Consider the following 21,010-nt stretch of genomic DNA (forward strand, 5'->3'; position numbering starts at 1 on the left):
AATGCTAAGTGTGGTCGCGCAATGAGCCCGCACGGCTACGTCTGGTCACCAACAGGAGGCGCGGCATGGCCCGCACCACCCCCCTCGCTCTCCCCCGGCACGCGGACCTCCCGCGCTATGCGCAGGTCGCGACGCTGCTGCTCGACGAACTGCGCGACGGAACCATCCCGCCGGGTGAACGCCTGCCGGGCGAACGGCACCTGGCGGCGCACTTCGGTGTCAGCCGGGAGACCGTCCGGCAGGCGCTCGACATGCTGCGCCGCGGCGGTCTGGTCGCCACCGACCGGCGGGGCAGCCATGCCACGCTGTCCGGCCGACCCGTGGGAGCGCCGTGGTCGCCGACCTTCCCGGTCGGCGCCCGGCCCGCGCACCCGTGTGCCGTCGACCGGGCCACGGTGACCTGGGAGACACCGCCGCCGGAGCACGCGCGGGCGCTGGGCCTGGCCCCGCACCGGCCGACGCTGGTGCACCGCTACCGGTCGGCCGCGCCGGACGGCCGCACTCTGCGCACGGCCGTGACGTCGTTCTCCGCGGTGGCCCTGGCGGAGGTGGCCGAGCTGGCCCGCTACCGGGACCGGGCGGACGGGGCCACCCCCGCGCAGCTGCGGCGGGCCTACGACTGGATGCGCAAGGCCGGTCTGACCCTGCACCACCGGGACACCATCAGCCAGTCGGGCGCGGCTGCCGCGGTCCGGGTGACCCGGCGGGTGCACGACCAGTACGCCCGTCCACTGGAGATCACCGATCTCGTGGTCGACGCCCACCAGGACGAACTGGTCTACGAGTTCATGCTGCCCGCCGCGGGCTGACCGGCGCTCGCCACCAGCAGCCGGGCCCGCGGGCCGCCGTCGGCCCGCGGGCCGAGTCCGGGCAGGGTGCGCAGTTCGACGGTGAAACCGGCGCGCGTCAGCTCGCGGCACACGTCGCCGAGCCGGAAGGCCCGGTAGTACATGACGAACGGCGGCCGCCACAGCGCGTTGCGCACCCGCATCACCGCGTCGAAGCCGAGCAGCATCCAGGCGGCGGGGTGCCAGGGGCGGGGCGGGGCGAGCACCGGGAAGGCGAACCGGCCGCCGGGCCGCAGTACCGAGTGGACCTGGCCGAACAGGCCCGGCAGCTCCCGGGGCAGGAAGTGCCCGAACGCCCCGAAGCTGACCACGAGATCGAAGGCGGCGGTGAACGGCAGGGCACGGGCGTCGCCGCGCACCCAGGCGAGGCCGGGCCCGCCGGCCGGGCCGGTGACCCGTCGCCGGGCGACGTCGAGCATGCCGGCGCTGAAGTCGACCCCGGTGACGCTGCCCCGGCACAGCCCGGTCAGCATCCGGGTGCCGGCCCCGGTGCCGCAGCACAGGTCGAGGCCGTCCGTGAAGGGACCGAGCGGGGCGAGGGCCCGCGCGACGGACTCCAGCACCGCGTCCGGGGTGCGGAACGGGGTGTGATCGAACTTGGGGGCGAGCAGGTCGTAACCGCGCTCGACGGACGACAGCGCCTGCACGGCCAGCTCGCGCAGCCGGGGGCCTTCGGGACCGAACATCGCTCAGCCCAGGTCCACCCGCTGCCGCACGACCGCGAGCGCCCGTTCGCACCAGCGCAGGTTCTCCTCCTCGAAGGAGATCCCGGCCATCAGGGTGAGATACGGGCCGACGCGGTCGGCGGTGCGCAGGTACTCCTCCTCGGTACGCCCGGCGAGCAGGCGCTCGCGGACGCGCCGGTAGCGGTCCAGTTTGCCGCGCGCCCAGCCCCTGCGCTCCTCGATCAGGGCCCGGGTGGCCTCCGGGTCGCCGTCGTCCATGGCCTGGATCTTGATGAGGACCTCGTCGCGGATCGCGGTGGGCCGCTTCGGGGGTGCGGCCGCGAAGGTCTTCAGCTCGGTGCGGCCGGCCTCGGTGAGGGTGAACATGCGCTTGTCGGGCCGGCGTTCCTGGCGCACGGTGCGGGCCTGCACCAGGCCGTCCTGGGCGAGTCGCTCCAGTTCGCGGTAGAGCTGCTGCGGGGTGGCGGGCCAGAAGTTGGCGAGGGAGACGTCGAACACCTTGGACAGCTCGTAACCCGAGGCCTCGCCCTCCAGCAGGGCGGCCAGAACGGCGTACTTGAGCGACATGTGGACAGGCTAACAGCCGTTGATTAGTCTCACCCGCACCTATTCAAATAATTGAGTATGCGAGGTGGGCGGATGCGTGCGTTCCGCGAGGCCGTGGAGGCCGGGGACATGGACGCGGTCGAGGCGCTGCTGGCCGAGGACGTCGTCTTCAGCAGCCCGGCGGTCTTCAAGCCGTACCCGGGCAAGGCGATCACCGCGGCGATCCTGCGCGGGGTGGTCCAGGTCTTCGAGGACTTCCGGTACGTCCGGGAGATCGGCGACCCGGCCGGCTCCGACCATGTGCTGGTCTTCACCACCCGGGTCGGCGACCGCGAGCTGACCGGCTGCGACATCCTGCATGTGAACGAGGACGGCCTGATCGACGACCTGATGGTCATGGTCCGCCCGCTGTCCGGCGCGCAGGCGCTGGCGGCAGCCATGGGAGCGCGGTTCGAGCAGATCGCGCAGGAGGCGCGGGCGCGGTCCGTCTGAGCGGCGCGCCACCGGGCCGGCCCCGTCGCGGAGGTCCGGCCCGGTCCGATGCCGTCCGTCAGCCCTTCAGCTGGTCCAGCGTCGACTTGGTGTCCTTCTTCAGCCAGTCCTCCACGTCGCTGAGCGCGGGCGGGTTCTTGTCCTGGTCGTAGGAGCTGAGGTAGGCGCTGTAGCCCATCTGGTACGTCGTCCAGCCCTCGCGTACGGCGAGGGTGACGTACCGGGAGCCGGAGGAGGAGTTCTTGGTGGTGTCCCACACCACGAGGTAGGCCTCGTCGCCTATGCCGTCGACGGTGGTGACGTGGTAACCGCTGTGGCTGTCGCCGTACTTCTTCCAGGTCGCGGTGAACTCCGGCCCGGGGTCGGTCTTCTTGTGCAGGTCGAGCTGCATCGACAGATAGGCGTCCGAGTACGTCGAACCGCTCTTCTTCAGCCCCAGGCTGCAATAACTCTCCTCAAGGGCCGGGTCCTTGAGGTTCGACTTGGTCGGCTTGGAGTCGTCCTCCGGGTACTCGCTCTTGAAGGACGAGTAGTCGCCGGCGGTGCACAGGTTGCCGGGCGCCTTGTAGCCGCGCAGGTCGGCGCTGTCGCCCTTGCCGAGGAGGAAGACCCCGCCGGCCCACGCGACGGAGGCGACCACCGCGCCCACGACCGCCCACAGCACCGCCTTCCCGGCCCCGCCGCTGCCGCCGCCACCGGGCGGAGGGACGGGCACCGGGCCGAACTGGGGCTGCTGGGCATAGGGGTTGCCCGGCTGCGCCTGCGGCTGACCCGGGGGGACCGGGCCGGGCTGGCCGACCAGAGTGGGCTGTGCGTAGAAGTTCCCCGGCGGCGGCGACTGCGGGTTCGGGTAGGGGTAGGCCGTCGGCTGGGCCGGGACACCCGGCTGCGGCGCGGGCTGCTGCGGCTGCGGAGGCTGCTGACCGGCCGGCTGCGGGGGCTGTGGTGGCGTGGACATGTCCCGAAGATAGTGCATGGCCGACGCGTAAAGTCCCCGGAAGTCCGGGATCGTTATGGTCTGGGGACATGTGGTACGGATCCATGACACGACCGCCCGCCTGCCCGGTACGGGCCGGGGCGGCCGGTCCCGGCCGGCGCCCCGGCCCGCCATTGTGCACGAGGACTCATCCGGACGTGCCGGACCGCCGGGCCAGAGCGTCCCGCACGACGGCCGCCACCGCCGGACTCTGCCGTTCCGTGCGCTCCAGCCATGTCGCCGTCACCAACTCCGCCCGAGCGGCCACCAGTTCGCCGGCCGCCTGGCTCAACAGTGCTTCGACGGTGGCCGACACCTCGCTCACCACCCGCCTGCGGTCCACCGACAGCACCAGCCCGGGTGTGGTGGCCGGCAGATCGACCACCGCGCCGCGCAGCGTTCCGCCGGCCGGGTCCGCGGCGAGCCCGCGGTCGAGTTCGGCCTCCGTGACCAGGCCGTCGACGAGCAGCGCTCCACCGTCCTCGCACCACAGGACCCGGCCGCCCAGACACGGAACCGTCCACCCGGCGGCCCGCGCGCCGCGGAACTCACCGGGTGTCCACACGGAGGTGACGTCGTCCCCGTGGCGGAAGGAGGTGGGGACGGCCGCGATGCCCAGCACCCGGTCCAGCGCCGCCGCCAGGGACGGCTCGCCGCAGGCCGTCGGCTCGTCCAGCAGCAGCCGGACCCGTGTCCCCGGTTCCCCGCGCTCCCGCGCGCGGACGATGCGGTAGGCCGAACCGCGGCCGTCGGCGGCGAGTCTCAGCTCCGGGCCGCTCTCGCCGTGCCGGTCCATCGGACACGTCGTCACCTCGACCTCCTCGGCCAGCATGAAGTAGCTGAGCACGCCGATGCCGAAGCGGCTGTTGTGGTGCAGGACGACCGGCGGGACGCACCGCTGCCAGTTGGCCGACTCCGCCCGGAACCCGGCCGACTCCACGAATCTCGCCCCGGCCCGCGAGAACAGGTTCCGCAGCTCTTCCTCGCCCATGCCGACGCCGTTGTCGACGCACTCCACGAACGGCCGCCCGGCGTCATCGCGCCCCTGGGTGAAGGTGATCTCGGGGTCGTAGGCGCGGGTGACTCCCCGGGCGCGGGCCAGGTACTCGTAGCGTGCCCGGCGGTAACGGCAGGCGTCGACCGCGTTCTGGTAGAGCTCCCGGAGCGCCACCCCCCGGTCGCCGTAGAGGTGGGTGCCCATCAGCAGGTCGGCGACCGCGGTCGATGCCAGGCGGAGGTCCGGGGCGGGAGGTGGCTCGTCGCGCACGACCGTCAGGTGGCCGCGCCGCTGCCCGCCGGCACCCGGGCGACCCTCGTCCTGTGCGAGCCCGTCGAAGACCTGCACCCCGTAGAGGTCGGCCGGCCTGCGGGCCCTGGACGCCTCGGGGTTGACCCTGCTCACCAGCGCACGGAACGCGACGAAGGTGTCGGTGCCGGTGCGCTCCAGCACCTGCTCGAAGGCGTGCCCGGCGCTGCCCGCCTGCTTCTCGGCGGCGGCCCGGATCGCGGTCATCATCTCCGTCAGCCGCTCTTCCGGGAGCACCGTGCCGGCGAGCTGATCGGCCGTCCGGCGGATCCAGCCCTCGAAGGCGGCCGCGTCGGCCAGGTCCGACTCGTTCATCGGCCGTCGGCCTCCTTGCTCTCGGCGTTCCCGGCGTGCCCGGCGTTGCCGGTGTTCCCGGCGCGCTCGGTGTCCCCGGCGGTCTCGGCGTTCTCGGCTTCCCACAGCGGCCGCAAGGAGCGGCGCGCATGCCGGATGTGCGATCTGACGGTCGCGGGCGTCTGGCCGGTGTGCTCGGCGATCTCCGCCGACTTGTAGCCGTCGTAGAGCCACGCCATGACCCACCGCTGCATCGGCGGCAGCACGCGAAGGTAGCGCAGCGTGGTACCGATCGCGCCCTCGTCGCCGTGATCGGCGGGGACCGACAGCTCCAGCTCCAGCGCCGCCTGGCCGTGCAGCTCGCGGAGCCTGCGCTCCCTGCGCACCGCCGCGGCGGCCTTGCGCCCGGCCACACAGCGCACCCAGGCCCCGGGATCGGCCACGCGCCCGGTCCCCCACACCTCGAGCAGCGCGATCATGGCCTCCTGCGCCGCGTCCTCGGCCAGGTCCTGGTCGTACCCGGACATCCTCAGATGGCGCACCAGGCGCGGAAGGTCCCGCCGGCAGAAGGCCGCGAAGCGGTCCGGAAGCGGGTCGGTGAGAGACAAGTGCGGGGTCTCCGATCCAGTGACACATGCCGAGCCGAGTCGTTCGCCGCCGGGGCGGCCTACCGGCCACGCCTGATCCAGCCCCGGCCCAGCAGTGCGGCGACCGCGAGGGTAGCAACGGTCAGCAGGGCGGAGCGGGTTGCCGCGTAGACCGCGATCGTGACCCCCGGCACCGCGTGCAGCACTGCGACGAACTCGCCCGTACGGCCCGGGAGTTCCGCCGTCGGCCCGTGCTCTGCCGCGGAGGCGTCCCGCGACGGCGTCGATGATTCGCTCATACCCCTCAGTGCGCTGCGACCGCGAAAGCGTGCAAAGGGAAGCGGCGGCGGGCGGTACGGCCGCGGGAATGGATGCGGGCGGCGGCCTGTTGACGGACACGGAGTCACCGGTATAGTGCGATCAGCGCATGTGCGTGCCCCGTCGTACGGGCACCGGTGCTGCTTTCTTCTCCATCAGCCCCTCGGCCGAGGCTTACGACCGGCCCGGGCTTCTGATCAACACCCCTCGTGACCAGGGCTTCCATGCCTGTCCAGGGGCCGTTCCCGCCGCCCGGAGGCACAGTCATGCCTCCCGCTCGCGGCCGCTTCCCCCTTCTCCCCGCTTCCCCCCTGCTTGCTTCCGTCCGTGAAAGGACCAGCCACCATGACCACCACACTCGAACACCGTCCCGCGGGCGCGCAGGCCGCGGCCGCCCCGATCGTCGCGGGCGTCCTCGATGTCGACACCCAGGGCAAGGGGTGGCTGAGGGCCGCCGCGAGCCTCCTGCCCTCGCCCGCCGACCCGCAGGTCCCGCCGGCGCTGATCCGCCGGTACGGGCTGCGCAGGGGCGACCTCGTCGAGGGTGTCCGCGGCCCCCAGCGCGCCCTGACGGAGATCGCCCGCGTCGAGGGACGGGCCCCCGCGGACCTCCGCGCCCGACGGCGCTTCGGCGATCTCACCCCGCTCCACCCGCACACGCGCCTGCGCCTGGAACACCCGGCGGCCGGGCTCGCCGGACGCGTCACCGATCTTTTCGCCCCGGTCGGCAAGGGCCAGCGGGGCCTGGTCGTGGCCCCGCCGAAGAGCGGCAAGACGGTACTGCTCCAGCAGTTCGCGGCCGCCGTGGCGGGCAACCATCCCGAGTGCCGGCTGATGGTGCTGCTGCTGGACGAGCGGCCCGAGGAGGTCACCGAGATGCGCCGATCGGTACGCGGCGAGGTGTACGCCTCCACCTTCGACCGGTCGGCGAAGGAGCACATCGCCCTCGCCGAGCTGGTGATCGAGCGGGCGAAGCGCCTGGTCGAGGCCGGCGAGGACGTCGTCGTCCTGCTGGACTCGCTGACCCGGCTGTGCCGGGCCCACAACAACGCCTCCGCCGCCGGCGGCCGCACCCTGAGCGGCGGTGTCGACGCGGGCGCGCTGCTCGGCCCCAAGCGGTTCTTCGGCGCCGCCCGCCAGGCCGAGGAGGGCGGCTCGCTCACCATCCTCGCCAGCGTGCTGGTGGACACCGGCTCGCGTGCCGACGGCTACTTCTTCGAGGAGCTGAAGAGCACGGGCAACATGGAGCTGCGGCTGGACCGGGAGCTGGCCGGACGCCGGGTGTTCCCGGCCGTCGACCTGGACACCACGGGCACCCGGCGCGAGGAACTCCTGTTCTCCCCGGGCGAGTTGACGGCCGTACGCGGGCTGCGCCGGGCGCTGCGCTCGCGCGAGGGCGGACCGGCCGCCGTGGAAACCCTCCTGGAGCGGCTGCGCGCCACCCCGGACAACGCCGCGTTCCTGCGGCACGTCCGGCCGACCCTCCCCGGCGGCTGAGGGCCGGGTGCGTCGTCCGGGTTGCTCCTGTGGGCCGAACGGCCCGCCCGGCGCGGCACCCACCCCTCCCGGTTCCTACGTTGATCACATGATCACCGGACTTTCTTCCAGGGCGGCTACGACGGCCTGCTCCCTCTGTGTGGCAGGTGTGCTGGCGCTCGCCCCGGCCGCCGCCGCGGGCCGCCGCGCCGGGGATCCCGCGCCGCCCGCGCCCCGGGCGGCCACGCCCGGCCCCTCCCTGCTCTACCGCTCCGGCGTCCAGGTCCGGCCGCACCGGGGCGTGCCCGAGCTGCCGGACGTCTCGGCGCTGTCCTGGCTGGTCGCCGACGCGGACAGCGGGGAGGTGCTGGCGGCGGCCGACGCCCACCGCAGACTGCCGCCCGCGAGCACGCTGAAGACCCTGTTCGCCCTCACCGTGCTGCCCCGGCTGCCGAGCGGGCTCCAGCACACCGTGCGCTACGAGGAACTGGCGGACGTCGGCCCGGGCAGCAGCCTGGTCGGGGTCGAGGAGGGGCACAGCTACCAGGTGGCCGACCTGTGGCGCGGGGTCTTCCTCAGCTCCGGCAACGACGCCGTGCATGTGCTGGCCTCGCTGGGCGGCGGCTGGGAGGTCACCGCCCGGCGGATGCAGCAGAAGGCACGCTCGCTCGGCGCCCTGGACACCCATGTGGAGTCCCCGGACGGCTACGACGCCCCGGACCAGGTCTCCTCCGCCTACGACCTCGCCGTCTTCGGGCGGGAGGGGCTGCGCAACCCCGACTTCGCCCGGTACTGCTCGACCGCCTCCGCCCGGTTCCCCGGCGACGGGTCGTCGTACGGGATCGAGAACACCAACCGGCTGCTGACCGGCGAGGACGGCGTGGCACCGTACCCGGGGCTGATCGGGGTCAAGAACGGCTACACCAGCAATGCGGGCAACACGCTCGTGGCGGCGGCGCGCCGGGGCGGGCGCACCCTGGTGGTGACGGTGCTCAACCCTCAGGCCGGCGGCGGCTTCACGGTGTACGAGGAGGCCCGCGCGCTGCTCGACTGGGGCTTCTCGGCGGCGGGCCGGGTGGATCCGGTGGGCTCGCTGGACGCGCTGCGGCCGGTGTCCCGGCCGGCCGCCCCGGCCGTACCGGTCGCGGCGGCCACCTCGGCGGCGCGGGACGAGGACCCGGGCTGGCCGGGCATCGGCGTCGGCCTCGGCGTCGCCGGGCTCGGAGCGGGCGCGGTGGCGGTGGCGCGGCGGGCCAGGAGGGCTGCGCGCGACTGACCGGCCGGCAGGCCGAGCAGCAGACCCAGGGTGATCCAGGTGTAGGCGTTGCCGCCGAGGAAGCCGCCCGGCCCGGCGGCGCCGTCCACCCACAGCCAGACCACGCTGGTGCACAGCACCGCGTACAGGGCCGCCGCGACGCGCCGGTGGCCGGTGCGCAGCAGGACGGCGAAGCTGGGCAGCAGCCACACCAGGTGGTGCACCCAGGTGATCGGGCTGACCAGGCAGGCCGCCGCCCCGGTGAGCGCGAAGGCCGCCGCCCAGTCGCCGGCCCGGGCCGCCCGGCGACTCCGCCAGGCCCAGACGCACAGGGTGAGCAGAACCGCCGTCGCCCACATCGGGCGGCCGGTCTCGCCGAGGCGGGCCAGCACGCCCTGGAGGGACTGGTTCGAGACGTAGTCGAGGCGGCCGACCCGGCCGGTCTGCCAGAGCGCGTCGGTCCAGTAGTACCGGGACGCCCCGGGGTCCGCCCAGGCGGCCAGCCCGGTCGCCGCGGCGGCGACGGCCACGGCGGTGGCGGCGGCACGCCGGCGCCCGGCGAGCAGCAGCAGCCCGATGAACAGCGCGGGCGTCAGCTTCACCGCGGCGGCGAGCCCGATCCCGGCGCCCGCCCAGCGGTCCCGGCCGGCCGCCATCAGCCAGGCGTCGCCGAGGACGAGCGCGAGCAGGACCAGGTTGACCTGGCCGAAGCTCACGGTGTCCCGCAACGGCTCGAACAGCGCGAGCAGACATAGCGCCAGCGCCCAGCGGAACCAGCCGTAGCGGCGCCGGTCCGGGCCGGCGAGGATCCCCAGGACGGCCGCCAGCGCGGCGAGGTTCAGCAGCAGGGAGACCGCGACGGCGGCGGTGCGGCCGAGCGGGGCCAGCGGCAGCATGGCGAGCGCGGCGAACGGCGGGTAGGTGAAGCCGTACGACGTGCCGGGCACGTGGTAGTCGTAGATCCGGCCGCCGTGCGCCACCCAGGTGTGCACGGTCCCGTAGTAGACCCGCAGGTCGAAGAAGCCGCGCAGCAGCGGGACGGTCGCCGTGAAGGCGGTCACCGCGGCGGCCAGGACGAGCACGAGCAGCAGACGGCCCCGCTCGGTGCGGGGCTGCGGCAGCCGGATCACGCGGTACGTCCCGGGGCCGGCGCCTGGGCCGCCTGGTGGGCCTGCCAGAGCACGACGAGACCGAGCGCCCCGCCGGAGACCGCGAGCAGCAGCTGCCCGGTGTCGGCCGGGCCGCCGCTGGGCAGCACGGCGAGGGCGAGGACACCGGCCAGGGCGGCACCCCGGTGCCGTACCGGGGTGCTGGGCGCGGCGGCGGCGATGAGGAACAGGCCCCACAGCACGTACCAGGGGCGCAGCGCCGGGCCGAACACGGCGACGGTCAGCAGGCTGAGCCCCAGCGCGTACACCGGGCGAGGGCGCAGCCGCAGCCATATCAGGGCGACGGCGACGGCGGTGGCGGCGAGGCCGAGCAGTTGCCAGGCGGGGACCGCCAGCGGGGCGAGGCCGCTGCCGAGGTGGCTGAGCAGGGCGCCGGTGGCGCGGCCGAGCAGGCTGGTCAGGGCCCAGTTGTGCGGGGAGACGGGGGTGCTCAGGGCGCCGATCCAGCCGTAGCCGGTGCCGGCCACGGCCGTGGCGGCGACGGTGGTCACCGCGGCGGCGGCCGCTGTGGTGAGCACGGCGGGCAGCGGGCGGCGCCCGGCGCGCACCCGGAGGGCCACGACCGCGAGCAGGCCGAGCGCGGCGGGCGCCTTGACCAGGGCGGCCAGGGTGACGAGCACGGCGCCGGCCACGGGTCTGCGGCCCCGCGCGGCGACCAGGCCGAGCCCGAGCAGGCCGAGCATCAGGGCGTCGTTGTGGGCGCCCGCGACCAGGTGCAGCAGCACGAGCGGATTGAGGGCGCCGAGCCACAGCGCGGCGGAGGGGTCGGCGCCGCTGTGCCGGGCCAGGCGGGGCAGCGCGAGGGCCATGAGCGCCACTCCGGCGAGGGCGAGCAGCCGCATGCCGAGCAGACCGGCGGGCAGCCGGCCGTGGGTGAGAGCGGACAGCGCGGAGGCCAGGGCCAGGAAGGCGGGGCCGTACGGGGCGCCGGTGTGCCGCCACATCGGGGCCACCTCGTCGGCGAGCGGGCCGCCCAGCTGGGCGGGGCCGTGGGTGTAGACGTCCAGATGGGCGTCGACCATGGCGCCCTGCGCCAGGTAGCTGTAGACGTCCCGGCTGAACAGCGGCGGGGCGAGCAGCAGCGGGGCCGCCCAGACGGCGAGCACCAGCAGCAGGGCGCGCGGGCCGGGCGGCCGGGGGCCGCGGACCAGCCGGCCCAGCAGCACCCAGGCCGCGGTCAGCAGGACGACGCCGAAGTACACCCCGACCAGGCCGAGCGCGGCCCGGGCCGAGGCGGGGTCCAGCAGGTCCTCGACCGGCAGCGCACCGGCCGTCTCACCGCCCAGCGCGAGACAGCCGGTGCCGGCCAGTCCCAGCAGCCGGCAGCGGCGGAGGTCGACGGGGAATGCCTTGGCCCACACCGGGGCAGCGTGGCAACGCGGGGTGACCGGGAGGCGACGCGCAGCTCTCCGGACGGGGGCCGCGGGGTGGCCGGTGCATGGTGGGCGACCCGGCCCGGCCCTGCTGCGGCGTGGCGGCGCCTTCGTGGCCGGGTCCTGCGCCGGCGTGGCCGTAGGCCGACGTGGATCCGTGGGTACGACGACGACCTGGAGCTCTGGCGCTACTTCGAGGGCGACGACGAGGGTGTGACGCGGCAGGTGGATCTGCGGAGGCGTCCCGGGTCAGAACACCGACAGGCCCGTCAGGGTGGTGAAGCGGTCCAGGGCCGCCACTCCGGCGACCGAGTTGCCGCGTTCGTCCAGGCCGGGGCTCCACACGCACAGCGTGCACCGGCCCGGTACGACCGCGATGATCCCGCCGCCGACCCCGCTCTTGCCGGGCAGGCCGACCCGGTAGGCGAAGTCACCCGCGGCGTCGTAGGTGCCGCAGGTCAGCATGACCGCGTTGACCTGCTTGGCCTGGCTGCGGGTGAGCAGCCGGCTGCCGTCGGCGCGGATGCCGTGCCGGGCCAGGAAGGTGGTGGCAAGCGCCAGGTCGGCGCAGGAGGCGGCGACGGAGCACTGCCGGAAGTACTGGTCGAGCAGGGTCGGCACGTCGTTGTCGATGTTGCCGTAGGACGCCATGAAATGGGCGAGGGCGGCGTTGCGGTCGCCGTGGGCGGTCTCGGAGGCGGCGACGTCCTTGTCGAAGTCCAGCCCCGGGTTGCCGCTCTCGGCGCGGAGGAAGGCCAGCAGCTCGCCCGCCGCGTCGCCGGTACGGGTCTGGAGGCGGTCGGTGACCACCAGCGCGCCCGCGTTGATGAAAGGATTCCGCGGAATGCCGTTCTCGTACTCCAGCTGCACCAGCGAGTTGAACGGGTTGCCGGAGGGCTCGCGGCCCACGTGCTCCCAGAGCTCGTCGCCCTCGCGGGCCAGATCCAGGGCGAGGGTGAAGACCTTGGTGATGGACTGCGCGGAGAAGGGCTGGCGCCACTCCCCCACCCCGTAGACGGTGCCGTCCAGCTCGGCGACCGCCATGCCGAAGCTGCGCGGGTCGCAGGCGGCGAGGGCCGGTATGTAGTCGGCGGGACGGCCACGGCCCGGTGTGCGGTCCATCTCCTCGGCGATGCGCTCCAGGACCGGCAGGAAGGTGAGGGACGACGTCATTGTCATGATCACCATTGTGCCTCCGGACCGGCCCCGGAGCCCACTCGCGACAGGGCCGATATCCGCTCGTTACCGCAGGTCAGACGAGCCCCGCCCGCCGAGGCGCGCGGGGCTCTCAGCGCAGCTATGCGCAAGCGCTGACCGGGACCGGGTCCAGCGCCCGCACGGCCCGCACACAGCCCACCGGCTCGCCCCCGCCCAGCAGCGGCTCCCCCGCGAACTCGGTGAGCAGTGCCGGGTCGACGCCCGCGCGCGCGAGCGCGGCGGCCGCCACCGGGATGCGGGCGCGGTTGGCGCCGTCGGCGATCTTCACCGCGATGGCGCGCCCGTCGGGGAGCGCGGCCACCTGGACGCCCTCGAAGCCGTCCTTGGCGAGCAGTCCGGGCACCGCCCGCATCAGCGCGGCCACGTCCCGCCCGGTGCCGGAGGCCATCTCGGCGTGCTCGCGCATCGCGTCGGCGACCCGGGCCTCGGGCGTGCCGGGCGCGGCCGACACGATCCGGGACACGGCGCGGGCGAGGCCGTGCAGGGAGATGGAGAACAGCGGCGCGCCGCAGCCGTCCACGGTGACCCGGGCGACGCGCTGTCCGGTCAGGTCCTCGACGATCTCGGCGATGGCCTGCTGGAGCGGGTGCTTCGGGTCGAGGTAGTCGCCGAGGGACCAGCCGTTGAGGTGGGCGGTCCACAGCATGGCCGCGTGCTTGCCGGAGCAGTTCTGGGCGAGCCGCGAGGGCAGCCGGCCCTCGCGGACCCAGGCGTCCCGGACGACCGGGTCGAACGGCATGTCGGGGACGTTGCGCAGGTCGTCCTCGGCGAGCCCGGCGAGTTCCAGGATGCGCCGGGTGCCGGCGAGGTGGCGCTCCTCGCCGGAGTGGCTCGCGGCGGCCAGTGACAGCAGCTCGCCGTCGAGCGGCAGCCCCGCCCGCACCATGGCCACGGCCTGGAGGGGTTTGACCGCCGAGCGCGGGTAGAAGGCCGCCTCGATGTCGCCGAGCTGGAACTGCACCTGGCCGTCGGCGCCGAGGACGACGACCGAGCCGTAGTGGATGCCCTCGACGACCCCGCCGCGGATGAGGTGGGCGACCGGGGCGTGGAGGGGTTCGCGGACGACGGGCGCGTCGGCGGGGGAACTGCTGTACATCACTGCCTGCATCGATGGGTTGGAGAGCGCCGGTGGGCGGGTCACGCGTCGGCGCCGGTGGACGTGCGCGCTGTCCGGGCGCGGACGGCGTACCAGCCCGCGACCAGCGCTGCGACGATCAGCGGCAGACAGAGCACGGTGGTGCGTCCGGCGCCGCCGTCGGCGTACATGAGGACCAGGACGGAGGCGAGGAAGCCCAGCGTCACGATCTCGGTCCAGGGGGAGCCCGGCAGCCGGTACGACGGCCGGGTCAGCTCGCCCTTCTGGGTCTTCTTCCAGAAGAGCAGGTGACAGATCATGATCATGCCCCAGGTCGCGAGGATGCCGATCGCCGCGAAGTTGAGGACGATCTCGAACGCGTCGGCGGGGACGACGTAGTTGAGGCCCACGCCGAGGACACAGATACCGCTGGTGAGCAGGATTCCGCCGTAGGGGACCTGGCTGCGGCTCATCCGCCCGGTGAACTTCGGGGCCGAGCCGCTCATCGCCATGGAGCGCAGGATGCGGCCGGTGGAGTAGAGGCCGGAGTTGAGCGAGGACATGGCCGCGGTCAGCACGACCAGGTTCATCACGTCGCCGGCCGCGGGGATGCCGATGTGCGACAGGACCGTCACGAAGGGGCTCTCGGCGGCGCTGTACTTGTTCCAGGGCATGAGCATCGACAGCAGGACGACGGAGCCGACGTAGAACAGGCCCACCCGCCACATGATCGAGTTGATCGCCTTCGGCATGATCTTCTCGGGGTTCTCGGTCTCACCGGCGGCGACGCCGACCAGCTCGACGGAGGCGTAGGCGAAGACGACGCCCTGGATGATCAGCAGCATGGGCAGCAGGCCGTTGGGGAAGACGCCGCCGTTGTCGGTGATCAGGGCCGGACCGGGGTGGTGGCCCGCGACCGGGTGCTGGGTGACCAGCAGGAAGATGCCGATCACCATGAAGACGACGAGCGCGCTCACCTTGACGATCGCGAACCAGAACTCCAGTTCGCCGAAGATCTTCACCGAGATCAGGTTCACGGTGAGCACGACGGCCAGGGCGATGAGCGCGATCACCCACTGCGGGATGTCGGAGAACATGCCCCAGTAGTGGGTGTAGGTGGCGACGGCGGTGATGTCGGCGATGCCGGTGGTCGCCCAGTTGAGGAAGTACATCCAGCCCGCGGTGTAGGCGCCCTTCTCGCCCAGGAACTCCCGGGCGTACGACACGAAGGCGCCGGAGGACGGGCGGTACAGGACGAGTTCGCCGAGGGCCCGTACGACCAGGAAGGCGAAGACGCCGCAGACGGCGTAGGCGATGAAGAGGGAGGGCCCGGCGTCGGCGAGCCTGCCGCCCGCGCCGAGGAAGAGGCCGGTGCCTATGGCTCCGCCGATGGCGATCATGTTGACGTGCCGGTGCTTCAGGCCTTTGCTGTAGCCCGCGTCTCCGGCGTCGACATGGCCGGACGAGGGGCGCGTCTCGTCTTTGAGGTGCTGCTCGCTCACGCCTCGGGTCCGCCTTCCGTGGGGAGGTCGTGCGTCCGCTGGGGGCGCACGATGTCGGTGAGGGTCGTCTCGACGCGGTCCAGGTGGTGGCTCATCGCCGCCACCGCGTCGTCTTCGGAACCGTCGGCCAGCGCTTCGACGATCGCCCGGTGCTCGCGGTTGGACTGCTCACGGCGCCCGCCCAGCTCGTTGAGGAAGGCCGACTGACGCGCCAGTGCGTCGCGGATCTCCTCGATGACCCGGCGGAACACCGGGTTCTGGGCGGCCTCGGCCACGGCGAGGTGGAAGAGGGTGTCCATCGCGACCCACGCGGTGGTGTCCGTCTCCCGCTCCATGCGGTCGAGGAGGTGGGCCAGGTGGTCCAGGTTCTCCGGGGTGCGGCGCAGGGCCGCGTAGCCGGCCACCGGGATCTCGATGTGCCGGCGCACCTCCAGCAGATCGCTGGCCGCGTAGTCGCCGAAGGTGGGGTCCTCGACGGCGGTCGCGACGACGAAGGTGCCCTTGCCGGTCCTGGAGACCGTGAGGCCCATCGTCTGGAGGGCGCGCAGCGCCTCGCGCAGCACGGGCCGGGACACCTCGAGGGTGCGGCACAGCTCGGCCTCGGAAGGGAGCTTGTCACCGATGGCGTACTCGCCGCGTTCGATGGCGCCGCGGAGGTGGCCGAGTACCGCTTCCATGGCGCTGACGCGCCGCGGGGCCGGACCACCTGTCTGGCTGTCTGACAGGTTCACGGATGCGATCCTGCGGGTTGCGGGCAGGCACTGTCAAGACATCAAGTAAGGAAACATTCACGGGGTGCGGCGCCTGAATGCAGGCATCCGCACCCCGGGTGATCGGCAGGGCCGGTTCAGGCGCTGACCACGCCGGCCGCGCAGAGGCCGAGGATCGCCAGGCCGGCGATGATCCGGTAGATCACGAAGGCGTTGAAGGAGTGCTTGGCGACGAACTTCAGCAGCCAGGCGATGGAGGCGTAGGCGACGACGAAGGACACCACGGTGCCGACGGCCAGCGGGACGGCGCCCACGCCCGCGCCGAGGGCGTCCTTCAGCTCGTAGATGCCGGCGCCGGTCAGGGCCGGGATGCCGAGGAAGAAGGACAGCCGGGTGGCGGCGACCCGGTCCAGGTCCAGGATGAGCGCGGTGGACATGGTGGCGCCGGAGCGGGAGAAGCCGGGGAAGAGCAGCGCGAGGATCTGCGAGCAGCCGACCCACATCGCGTCCTTGAAGGACGTGTCGTCCTCACCGCGCTTGTGCCGGCCCATCTGGTCCGCGCACCACATCACCACCGACCCGGCGATCAGCGAACCGCCCACCACCCACAGCGAGGCGAGCGGCCCCTCGATCAGCGGCTTTGCCGCCAGGCCCACGACCACGATCGGGATGGTGGCGGCGATGACCCACCAGGCGAACTTGTAGTCGTGGTGGTAGCGCTCGTCCTTGTTGGTCAGCCCGCGGAACCAGGCGGTGACGATCCGCCTGATGTCCTTGAAGAAGTACAGCAGTACGGCGGCGATGGCGCCGACCTGGATGACGGCGGAGAACCCGACGACGGACTTGTCGTCCACCGGGATGCCCATGAGCCCCTCGGTGATCTTGAGATGGCCGGTGGAGGACACGGGGAGGAACTCGGTGAGCCCCTCGACGACTCCAAGGACGACGGACTGACCGACGGAGATGGCGCTCATGGCATCCAGTTCTGGGGAAAGGTGGTCGACACTGCCGTAGACGGTACTTGCCGGGCGGCCGGGCGCGGCAAGCGCCTAGCCCCAGAGCGCTCCGGCGAGTGAGACGCCGGTAAAGGCCGCGGTCAGGCCGGCCAGGAGGCTGGCCACGACGTTGACGGCGGCGTAGCGTCCGGAGCCGGCCTCGGCGAGGCGCAGGGTCTCGTAGGAGAAGGTCGAGTACGTCGTCAGCGCCCCGCACAGGCCGGTGCCGAGCAGCAGGCGCAGATGGGGACCCGCGGCCCCGGCGGAGACGGCGCCGGTGACCAGGCCGAGGACCAGACAGCCGACGACGTTCACGAGGAAGGTGCCCCAGGGGAAGAGCGAGTCGTGCCGGGCCTGCACCGCGCGGTCGGTGAGATAGCGCAGGGGCGCGCCGATCACGGCTCCCCCGATGACCAGCAGCCAGTTCACAACGACCTCTTACGCTTCATGTCCTTTTCACCCTGTTTCGTCGCCTGGTCGGCGCGGCCGCTCCGGGGCGTCATCCCCGCCCCCCGGCGAGCATCCGGCGGGCCGCGGCCGAGGCCAGCCACACCGCGGCGAGGGCCGCGAGCGGGGTGGCCGCGAGATAGGCCAGCCCGGTCCCGGCGCGGCCGGCGTCGACCAGCGTGCGGATGTCGACGGCGTAGGTGGAGAAGGTGGTGAAGCCGCCGAGGACGCCGGTGCCGAAGAAGGGGCGGACCAGGCGGTGGGCGGCCCACACCTCGGTGATGAGGACCATGAACACGCCGATCACGGCGCAGCCGATGACATTGGTCACGAACGTGGCCCAGGGGAAGGTTCCCGGCGGCGTCGGCCAGGCCTGGGCGAGCCCGTAGCGGGCGGACGCACCGACGGCGCCGCCGACGGCCACCACCGCGACGACGGGCGCCTGGGCACGCCATGCGGACCGCCGCCGTGGCTCCGGGCGGGCGCCCACACTCTCGGCTTGCGGGGCTGTCATGCTGGTACGTCTCCTGTTCGGCCCGCCCCCTACGGGTGATCACGGGCGGGCACCAGGGTACCGCCGCCTCAGCCGGGCGTCGGCCGGGCGCAGACGGCGACGCCGGGTTCCCACAGGCTGCCGAGGACCAGGTGGTCCCCGGTCGCGCAGACGCTGGTGACCATGCGGAAGCCGGAGCGGCGCCGGGTCAGGTGGTGCAGGGTCCGTCCGTGGTCGTCGAGCGCGAGCACCCCGATCGTGCCGGCCGGGCGGTACGGCGCGTGGACGGCGGCCCGGGCGGCCGTGCGGCGGACGGCGGGCGAGCCGCGGTGCAGCGGGCCCAGCGCGGGCACGCGGGGGCTGACCAGGGCGACCCAGAACGGCCCGGCGGGGCCCTCGCGCCACAGGTTGTCCGGCATGCCGGGGACGGCGGCGAACAGATCGGCGCGCCCGGCCCGGGGGCCGGTGAGGTGGTAGCGGGTGAGGCGGCAGGCTCCGGTCTCGGCGATCACCAGGAAGGAGCCGTCGGCGCTCACGGCGAGACCGTTGGCGAACTGGAGCCCGTCGAGGAGGACTTCGGGCGTACGGCTGCCGGGCGACAGCCGCAGCAGGCGTCCGGTGCCGGTGTGTTCGACGATGTCGCCGATCCACCGGTCGAGCGGGTACCGGCGGCTGGCCACGGTGAAGTACACCGAGCCGTCGGGCAGGGCCACGGCATTGCTGCAAAAGCGGAGCGGCTCCCCCGCCACCGTGTCCGCGAGGACCCGGACGCTGCCGTCGCCGGGGCCGACGCGGAGCAGGCCGCGCTCGGCGTCGCACACCAACACGTCGCCGTCCGGGAGGAGTTCCAGGCCGAGCGGGCGGCCGCCGGTCTCGGCCAGGGTCTCCACCCGTGCGGTGCGTGCCGCGCCGAGATGGTGGATCCGCAGGATACGGCCGTCCTCCGTGCCGGTCAGCACGCGCCCGTGCGGGTCGGCCACCACGTCCTCGGGGCCGCGGGCGCCCAGGCCGACGTAGTGCAGCGGGACCAGCGGGGTAACAGGGTGCATGCGTACGGCCCTTCCGGCTCGGATCGGCCCATCCTGCCAGGCGGCCGCGGGCTCACCAGCCCTTTTCGAACATCCGGGTGACCTCGGCGATACGGATCTCGTCCCGCCGGTAGTAGACGCGCCAGCGGCTGCGCCGGGTGCGGAGCAGGCCGAGGCGGGTGAGGAAGTCGAGATGGCTGACGGCCGTCCGGCGGGAGACGCCCAGCCCCGCGGCCACGGCCCGCGCGGTCACGCCCGCGTCGGCGGGGTCGCCGTGCGGCCGTCCCGGGAGGTGGGTGGCCGGGTCCTTCATCCAGTCGAGGATGTCCTGCCGCATGCGTCCCGAGGGAGTCCCCAGCATCCGCACCGCCTCCGTCCCGCCTCCTCATGCGACGTCTTCCCACTGTGCTGCCGCTGACGCGCGCGTGGGGGCCGCTCCCCCGCCGTTGTCCGATAGCACACGGCACTGCGACCGGGACCGTACGCAGGGCTGTCCCGGGACGGCGAAGGGCCCGGCCGTCCCCTCTTACGGCCGGGCCCGGTCAGGGGTGGATCAGCGGTGGCTGAACCACGTCAGGGAGGAGACCGCCTTGTCGTCGTAGCCGAACAGGGCCTGGTTCTCCCAGCCGTTGCCGGAGGTGGCGTCGGCCGGATCCCAGCCGTTGCCGCTGACGGCGGTCCAGGTGGCCTCCCAGTAGAAGACGCCGAGGCCGCGGTGGTTCGGGACGGCCTCCACGATGCCGGCGACGTCGTTCATCCACTTGGTCTGCCCGGCCACGGTCGCCGGGTAGCGGGGGACCAGCTCGCTGGTGAGGTCGATCTGGTTCTCCAGCGAGTCGTTCTGGGCCAGCGTGAAGGGGTAGGCCGTCTCGGCGACGAAGACCGGCTTGCCGTAGCGGGAGGCCGCGTCGTCCAGGGTGGTCTGGAAGTCGGAGAGCGGGCCGTGCCAGTAGCCGTAGTAGGACAGGCCGATCGCGTCGAACTTCACGCCGCCCGCCACCGCCTTGTCGAACCACGCCTCGGTGCCGGCCTTGTCGCCGCCCTTGGCGAGGTGCAGTGCGACGAGCGTGGAGGAGCTGACGGCCTTGGTGGCGTTGTAGCCGGAGTTGAGCAGACCGGCGAGCTGGCTCCAGTGGTCGGTGGATCCCTCGGACCACAGCATGCCGCCGTTGATCTCATTGCCGATCTGGACCATGTCGGCGGTGGTGCCTTGAGCCTTCAAGGCGTTCAACACGTCGTACGTGTGGTTGTACACATCGGTCTGGAGCTGGCTGTACGAGTGGCCCGCCCAGGCGGCCGGCTTGGTCTGGGCGCCGGGGTCGGCCCAGGTGTCCGAGTAGTGGAAGTCGACCAGGAGCTTCATGCCCTGCGCCTTGATCCGCCGGGCCATGGCCAGGACGTGGCTCTTGTCGTTGAAGCCGTCGGCCGGGTTCACCCAGACCTTCAGGCGGGCGTAGTTCATGCCGTACGACTTCAGGATGGCGAGGGCGTCGCCGGTGGTGCCGGACGCGGTCCTGTAGACGCCGCCCTTGGCCTCGCTCTTGGCGAGGGAGGAGATGTCGGCACCATGGATGGATGTACCGGTGGTGCCGGACGTGAAGGTCAGATCGTCAACATTGATCCAGTTGCCCGCGTTCGCATCACTGTTGATGCTGATGGTGCACTGGTTGTTGGTCACCGTGATCGGGGTGACGATCCGTATCCATCCGCTGGACGAGATCGGCAGATCGGTGCGCTGTTCGGCGCTGCCGCAGTTCTTGAGGGCTATGTAGGCGGAGTTCTGGCCACCGCTGGAGCGGACCCATGCGGTGAGCACGTAGCTGCCGTTGGTCAGGCCCGAGAGGTACTGGTACGTCTCCACCTTGTAGGCGGAGGACGCGTAGTGGGTGAGCCGGTAGCTGCCGCTGTGGCCGCCGGCCTCCGTGAAGGAGGCGCCGGTGTCGCCGTACTCGGACCAGCCGGCGGGGGTGGCCACGCCGGTTCCGTCGGACTCGAACCCGGCGTTGGTGAGCGTGCTCGCGGCGTGTGCTGCCTGCACGGGCAGGAAGGTGAGGGAAAGCCCCGCGGCGAGCGGCAGCAGCAGGGCCCGGATGGTGCGTCTGGGATGGAACCTCATCGTCCGTCGTCCCTTCGACGTGAATGGGTGGGGGTCCTCCGGGGAGGGAGGAGAACCCCTCCGCCCACGGCTCTCGTGGCTCACGCGGGCGGAGGGGAGC

At 73.0% G+C, this 21,010-nt stretch carries 21 protein-coding genes and 1 pseudogene; 4 read left to right on the forward strand and 18 right to left on the reverse strand.

Annotation, left to right across the window (positions count from 1 at the left end):
* The first annotated feature begins 65 nt into the window (after positions 1-65).
* Positions 66-809: a GntR family transcriptional regulator gene (locus ACWCV9_RS13840; protein ID WP_450786420.1), complete on the forward strand. Its 744-nt coding sequence runs from the start codon at positions 66-68 to the stop codon at positions 807-809.
* On the opposite strand, the gene ACWCV9_RS13845 is transcribed toward ACWCV9_RS13840, so the two are convergent.
* On the reverse strand, positions 779-1,534 hold the full coding sequence (locus ACWCV9_RS13845) for a class I SAM-dependent methyltransferase (protein WP_450786421.1): 756 nt from the start codon (positions 1,532-1,534) through the stop codon (positions 779-781). The two genes, ACWCV9_RS13840 and ACWCV9_RS13845, sit on opposite strands and share 31 nt — an antisense overlap.
* 3 nt (positions 1,535-1,537) lie before the next feature.
* Entirely contained in the window at positions 1,538-2,101 is a 564-nt protein-coding gene (locus ACWCV9_RS13850) for a PadR family transcriptional regulator (RefSeq protein WP_450786423.1), read from the reverse strand.
* A gap of 72 nt (positions 2,102-2,173) precedes the next feature.
* Between ACWCV9_RS13850 and ACWCV9_RS13855 the strand changes: the two genes are divergently transcribed.
* Complete coding sequence (locus tag ACWCV9_RS13855; protein WP_450786425.1) at positions 2,174-2,572, forward strand: nuclear transport factor 2 family protein; 399 nt, start codon at positions 2,174-2,176, stop codon at positions 2,570-2,572.
* Between the two features lie 58 nt (positions 2,573-2,630).
* Here ACWCV9_RS13855 and ACWCV9_RS13860 read toward each other — a convergent pair whose 3' ends face one another.
* The 4 genes from ACWCV9_RS13860 to ACWCV9_RS13875 all read right to left on the reverse strand — a co-directional run bounded on the left by ACWCV9_RS13860 (position 2,631) and on the right by ACWCV9_RS13875 (position 6,034).
* The gene (locus ACWCV9_RS13860; RefSeq protein WP_385841239.1) at positions 2,631-3,530 is read right to left on the reverse strand and encodes a hypothetical protein; all 900 of its coding nucleotides are present in this window, start codon (positions 3,528-3,530) and stop codon (positions 2,631-2,633) included.
* Positions 3,531-3,696: 166 nt separating this feature from the next.
* Complete coding sequence (locus tag ACWCV9_RS13865; protein WP_450786427.1) at positions 3,697-5,169, reverse strand: hypothetical protein; 1,473 nt, start codon at positions 5,167-5,169, stop codon at positions 3,697-3,699.
* Positions 5,166-5,756 carry an RNA polymerase sigma factor gene (locus ACWCV9_RS13870; protein WP_450786429.1) on the reverse strand — a complete coding sequence of 197 codons (591 nt, stop codon included), beginning with the start codon at positions 5,754-5,756 and terminating at the stop codon, positions 5,166-5,168. Before ACWCV9_RS13870 ends, ACWCV9_RS13865 begins: the two co-directional genes overlap by 4 nt.
* A 59-nt stretch (positions 5,757-5,815) precedes the next feature.
* Positions 5,816-6,034, reverse strand: coding sequence for a hypothetical protein (locus ACWCV9_RS13875; protein WP_450786430.1), 219 nt, complete (start codon positions 6,032-6,034; stop codon positions 5,816-5,818).
* Between the two features lie 364 nt (positions 6,035-6,398).
* On the opposite strand from ACWCV9_RS13875, the gene rho reads away from it, so the two are divergent.
* Together rho and ACWCV9_RS13885 are read left to right on the forward strand one after the other, a co-directional pair.
* A complete protein-coding gene (gene rho, locus ACWCV9_RS13880; protein WP_450786431.1) occupies positions 6,399-7,550 on the forward strand; it encodes a transcription termination factor Rho in 1,152 nt (383 codons plus the stop codon).
* A gap of 88 nt (positions 7,551-7,638) precedes the next feature.
* Positions 7,639-8,469, forward strand: a pseudogene (locus tag ACWCV9_RS13885) (D-alanyl-D-alanine carboxypeptidase family protein); the annotation flags it as partial.
* A gap of 59 nt (positions 8,470-8,528) precedes the next feature.
* Here ACWCV9_RS13885 and ACWCV9_RS13890 read toward each other — a convergent pair.
* The 12 genes from ACWCV9_RS13890 to ACWCV9_RS13945 form a co-directional block, all read right to left on the reverse strand.
* Entirely contained in the window at positions 8,529-9,905 is a 1,377-nt protein-coding gene (locus ACWCV9_RS13890) for a glycosyltransferase family 87 protein (RefSeq protein WP_450786896.1), read from the reverse strand.
* A 5-nt stretch (positions 9,906-9,910) separates the two neighbouring features.
* Positions 9,911-11,314: a polyprenol phosphomannose-dependent alpha 1,6 mannosyltransferase MptB gene (gene mptB, locus ACWCV9_RS13895; protein ID WP_450786433.1), complete on the reverse strand. Its 1,404-nt coding sequence runs from the start codon at positions 11,312-11,314 to the stop codon at positions 9,911-9,913.
* Positions 11,315-11,575: 261 nt separating this feature from the next.
* Positions 11,576-12,514, reverse strand: coding sequence for a glutaminase (locus tag ACWCV9_RS13900; protein WP_385841246.1), 939 nt, complete (start codon positions 12,512-12,514; stop codon positions 11,576-11,578).
* A 109-nt stretch (positions 12,515-12,623) separates the two neighbouring features.
* Complete coding sequence (locus ACWCV9_RS13905) at positions 12,624-13,640, reverse strand: asparaginase (protein WP_450786434.1); 1,017 nt, start codon at positions 13,638-13,640, stop codon at positions 12,624-12,626.
* A gap of 41 nt (positions 13,641-13,681) precedes the next feature.
* The gene (locus tag ACWCV9_RS13910; protein ID WP_450786436.1) at positions 13,682-15,121 is read right to left on the reverse strand and encodes an amino acid permease; all 1,440 of its coding nucleotides are present in this window, start codon (positions 15,119-15,121) and stop codon (positions 13,682-13,684) included.
* Positions 15,118-15,798, reverse strand: a complete 681-nt coding sequence (locus ACWCV9_RS13915; RefSeq protein WP_385841357.1) for a FadR/GntR family transcriptional regulator — start codon at positions 15,796-15,798, stop codon at positions 15,118-15,120. Before ACWCV9_RS13915 ends, ACWCV9_RS13910 begins: the two co-directional genes overlap by 4 nt.
* Positions 15,799-15,968: 170 nt before the next feature.
* Positions 15,969-16,805: an undecaprenyl-diphosphate phosphatase gene (locus ACWCV9_RS13920; RefSeq protein WP_450786438.1), complete on the reverse strand. Its 837-nt coding sequence runs from the start codon at positions 16,803-16,805 to the stop codon at positions 15,969-15,971.
* 75 nt (positions 16,806-16,880) lie between these two features.
* Positions 16,881-17,255: a fluoride efflux transporter CrcB gene (crcB, locus tag ACWCV9_RS13925; RefSeq protein WP_450786440.1), complete on the reverse strand. Its 375-nt coding sequence runs from the start codon at positions 17,253-17,255 to the stop codon at positions 16,881-16,883.
* A gap of 70 nt (positions 17,256-17,325) precedes the next feature.
* The gene (gene crcB, locus ACWCV9_RS13930; RefSeq protein ID WP_450786441.1) at positions 17,326-17,787 is read right to left on the reverse strand and encodes a fluoride efflux transporter CrcB; all 462 of its coding nucleotides are present in this window, start codon (positions 17,785-17,787) and stop codon (positions 17,326-17,328) included.
* A gap of 68 nt (positions 17,788-17,855) precedes the next feature.
* Entirely contained in the window at positions 17,856-18,815 is a 960-nt protein-coding gene (locus ACWCV9_RS13935) for an SMP-30/gluconolactonase/LRE family protein (protein WP_450786443.1), read from the reverse strand.
* Between the two features lie 52 nt (positions 18,816-18,867).
* Positions 18,868-19,155, reverse strand: a complete 288-nt coding sequence (locus tag ACWCV9_RS13940; protein ID WP_450786444.1) for a winged helix-turn-helix domain-containing protein — start codon at positions 19,153-19,155, stop codon at positions 18,868-18,870.
* Positions 19,156-19,347: 192 nt separating this feature from the next.
* Complete coding sequence (locus ACWCV9_RS13945) at positions 19,348-20,910, reverse strand: glycosyl hydrolase 53 family protein (RefSeq protein WP_450786446.1); 1,563 nt, start codon at positions 20,908-20,910, stop codon at positions 19,348-19,350.
* Between the last annotated feature and the right edge of the window lie 100 nt (positions 20,911-21,010).

This window comes from Streptomyces sp. NPDC001606 (assembly GCF_053596835.1).

Coding starts and splice junctions, on each gene's coding strand:
- ACWCV9_RS13900 (WP_385841246.1), bottom strand. CDS start 12,514: ATGGTGATCATGACAATGACGTCGTCCCTCACCTTCCTGCCGGTCCTG.
- ACWCV9_RS13860 (WP_385841239.1), bottom strand. CDS start 3,530: ATGTCCACGCCACCACAGCCCCCGCAGCCGGCCGGTCAGCAGCCTCCG.
- ACWCV9_RS13840 (WP_450786420.1), top strand. CDS start 66: ATGGCCCGCACCACCCCCCTCGCTCTCCCCCGGCACGCGGACCTCCCG.
- ACWCV9_RS13845 (WP_450786421.1), bottom strand. CDS start 1,534: ATGTTCGGTCCCGAAGGCCCCCGGCTGCGCGAGCTGGCCGTGCAGGCG.
- ACWCV9_RS13875 (WP_450786430.1), bottom strand. CDS start 6,034: ATGAGCGAATCATCGACGCCGTCGCGGGACGCCTCCGCGGCAGAGCAC.
- ACWCV9_RS13850 (WP_450786423.1), bottom strand. CDS start 2,101: ATGTCGCTCAAGTACGCCGTTCTGGCCGCCCTGCTGGAGGGCGAGGCC.
- rho (WP_450786431.1), top strand. CDS start 6,399: ATGACCACCACACTCGAACACCGTCCCGCGGGCGCGCAGGCCGCGGCC.
- ACWCV9_RS13935 (WP_450786443.1), bottom strand. CDS start 18,815: ATGCACCCTGTTACCCCGCTGGTCCCGCTGCACTACGTCGGCCTGGGC.
- ACWCV9_RS13920 (WP_450786438.1), bottom strand. CDS start 16,805: ATGAGCGCCATCTCCGTCGGTCAGTCCGTCGTCCTTGGAGTCGTCGAG.
- ACWCV9_RS13915 (WP_385841357.1), bottom strand. CDS start 15,798: ATGGAAGCGGTACTCGGCCACCTCCGCGGCGCCATCGAACGCGGCGAG.
- ACWCV9_RS13865 (WP_450786427.1), bottom strand. CDS start 5,169: ATGAACGAGTCGGACCTGGCCGACGCGGCCGCCTTCGAGGGCTGGATC.
- crcB (WP_450786441.1), bottom strand. CDS start 17,787: ATGACAGCCCCGCAAGCCGAGAGTGTGGGCGCCCGCCCGGAGCCACGG.
- ACWCV9_RS13940 (WP_450786444.1), bottom strand. CDS start 19,155: ATGCTGGGGACTCCCTCGGGACGCATGCGGCAGGACATCCTCGACTGG.
- ACWCV9_RS13945 (WP_450786446.1), bottom strand. CDS start 20,910: ATGAGGTTCCATCCCAGACGCACCATCCGGGCCCTGCTGCTGCCGCTC.
- ACWCV9_RS13905 (WP_450786434.1), bottom strand. CDS start 13,640: ATGTACAGCAGTTCCCCCGCCGACGCGCCCGTCGTCCGCGAACCCCTC.
- ACWCV9_RS13855 (WP_450786425.1), top strand. CDS start 2,174: ATGCGTGCGTTCCGCGAGGCCGTGGAGGCCGGGGACATGGACGCGGTC.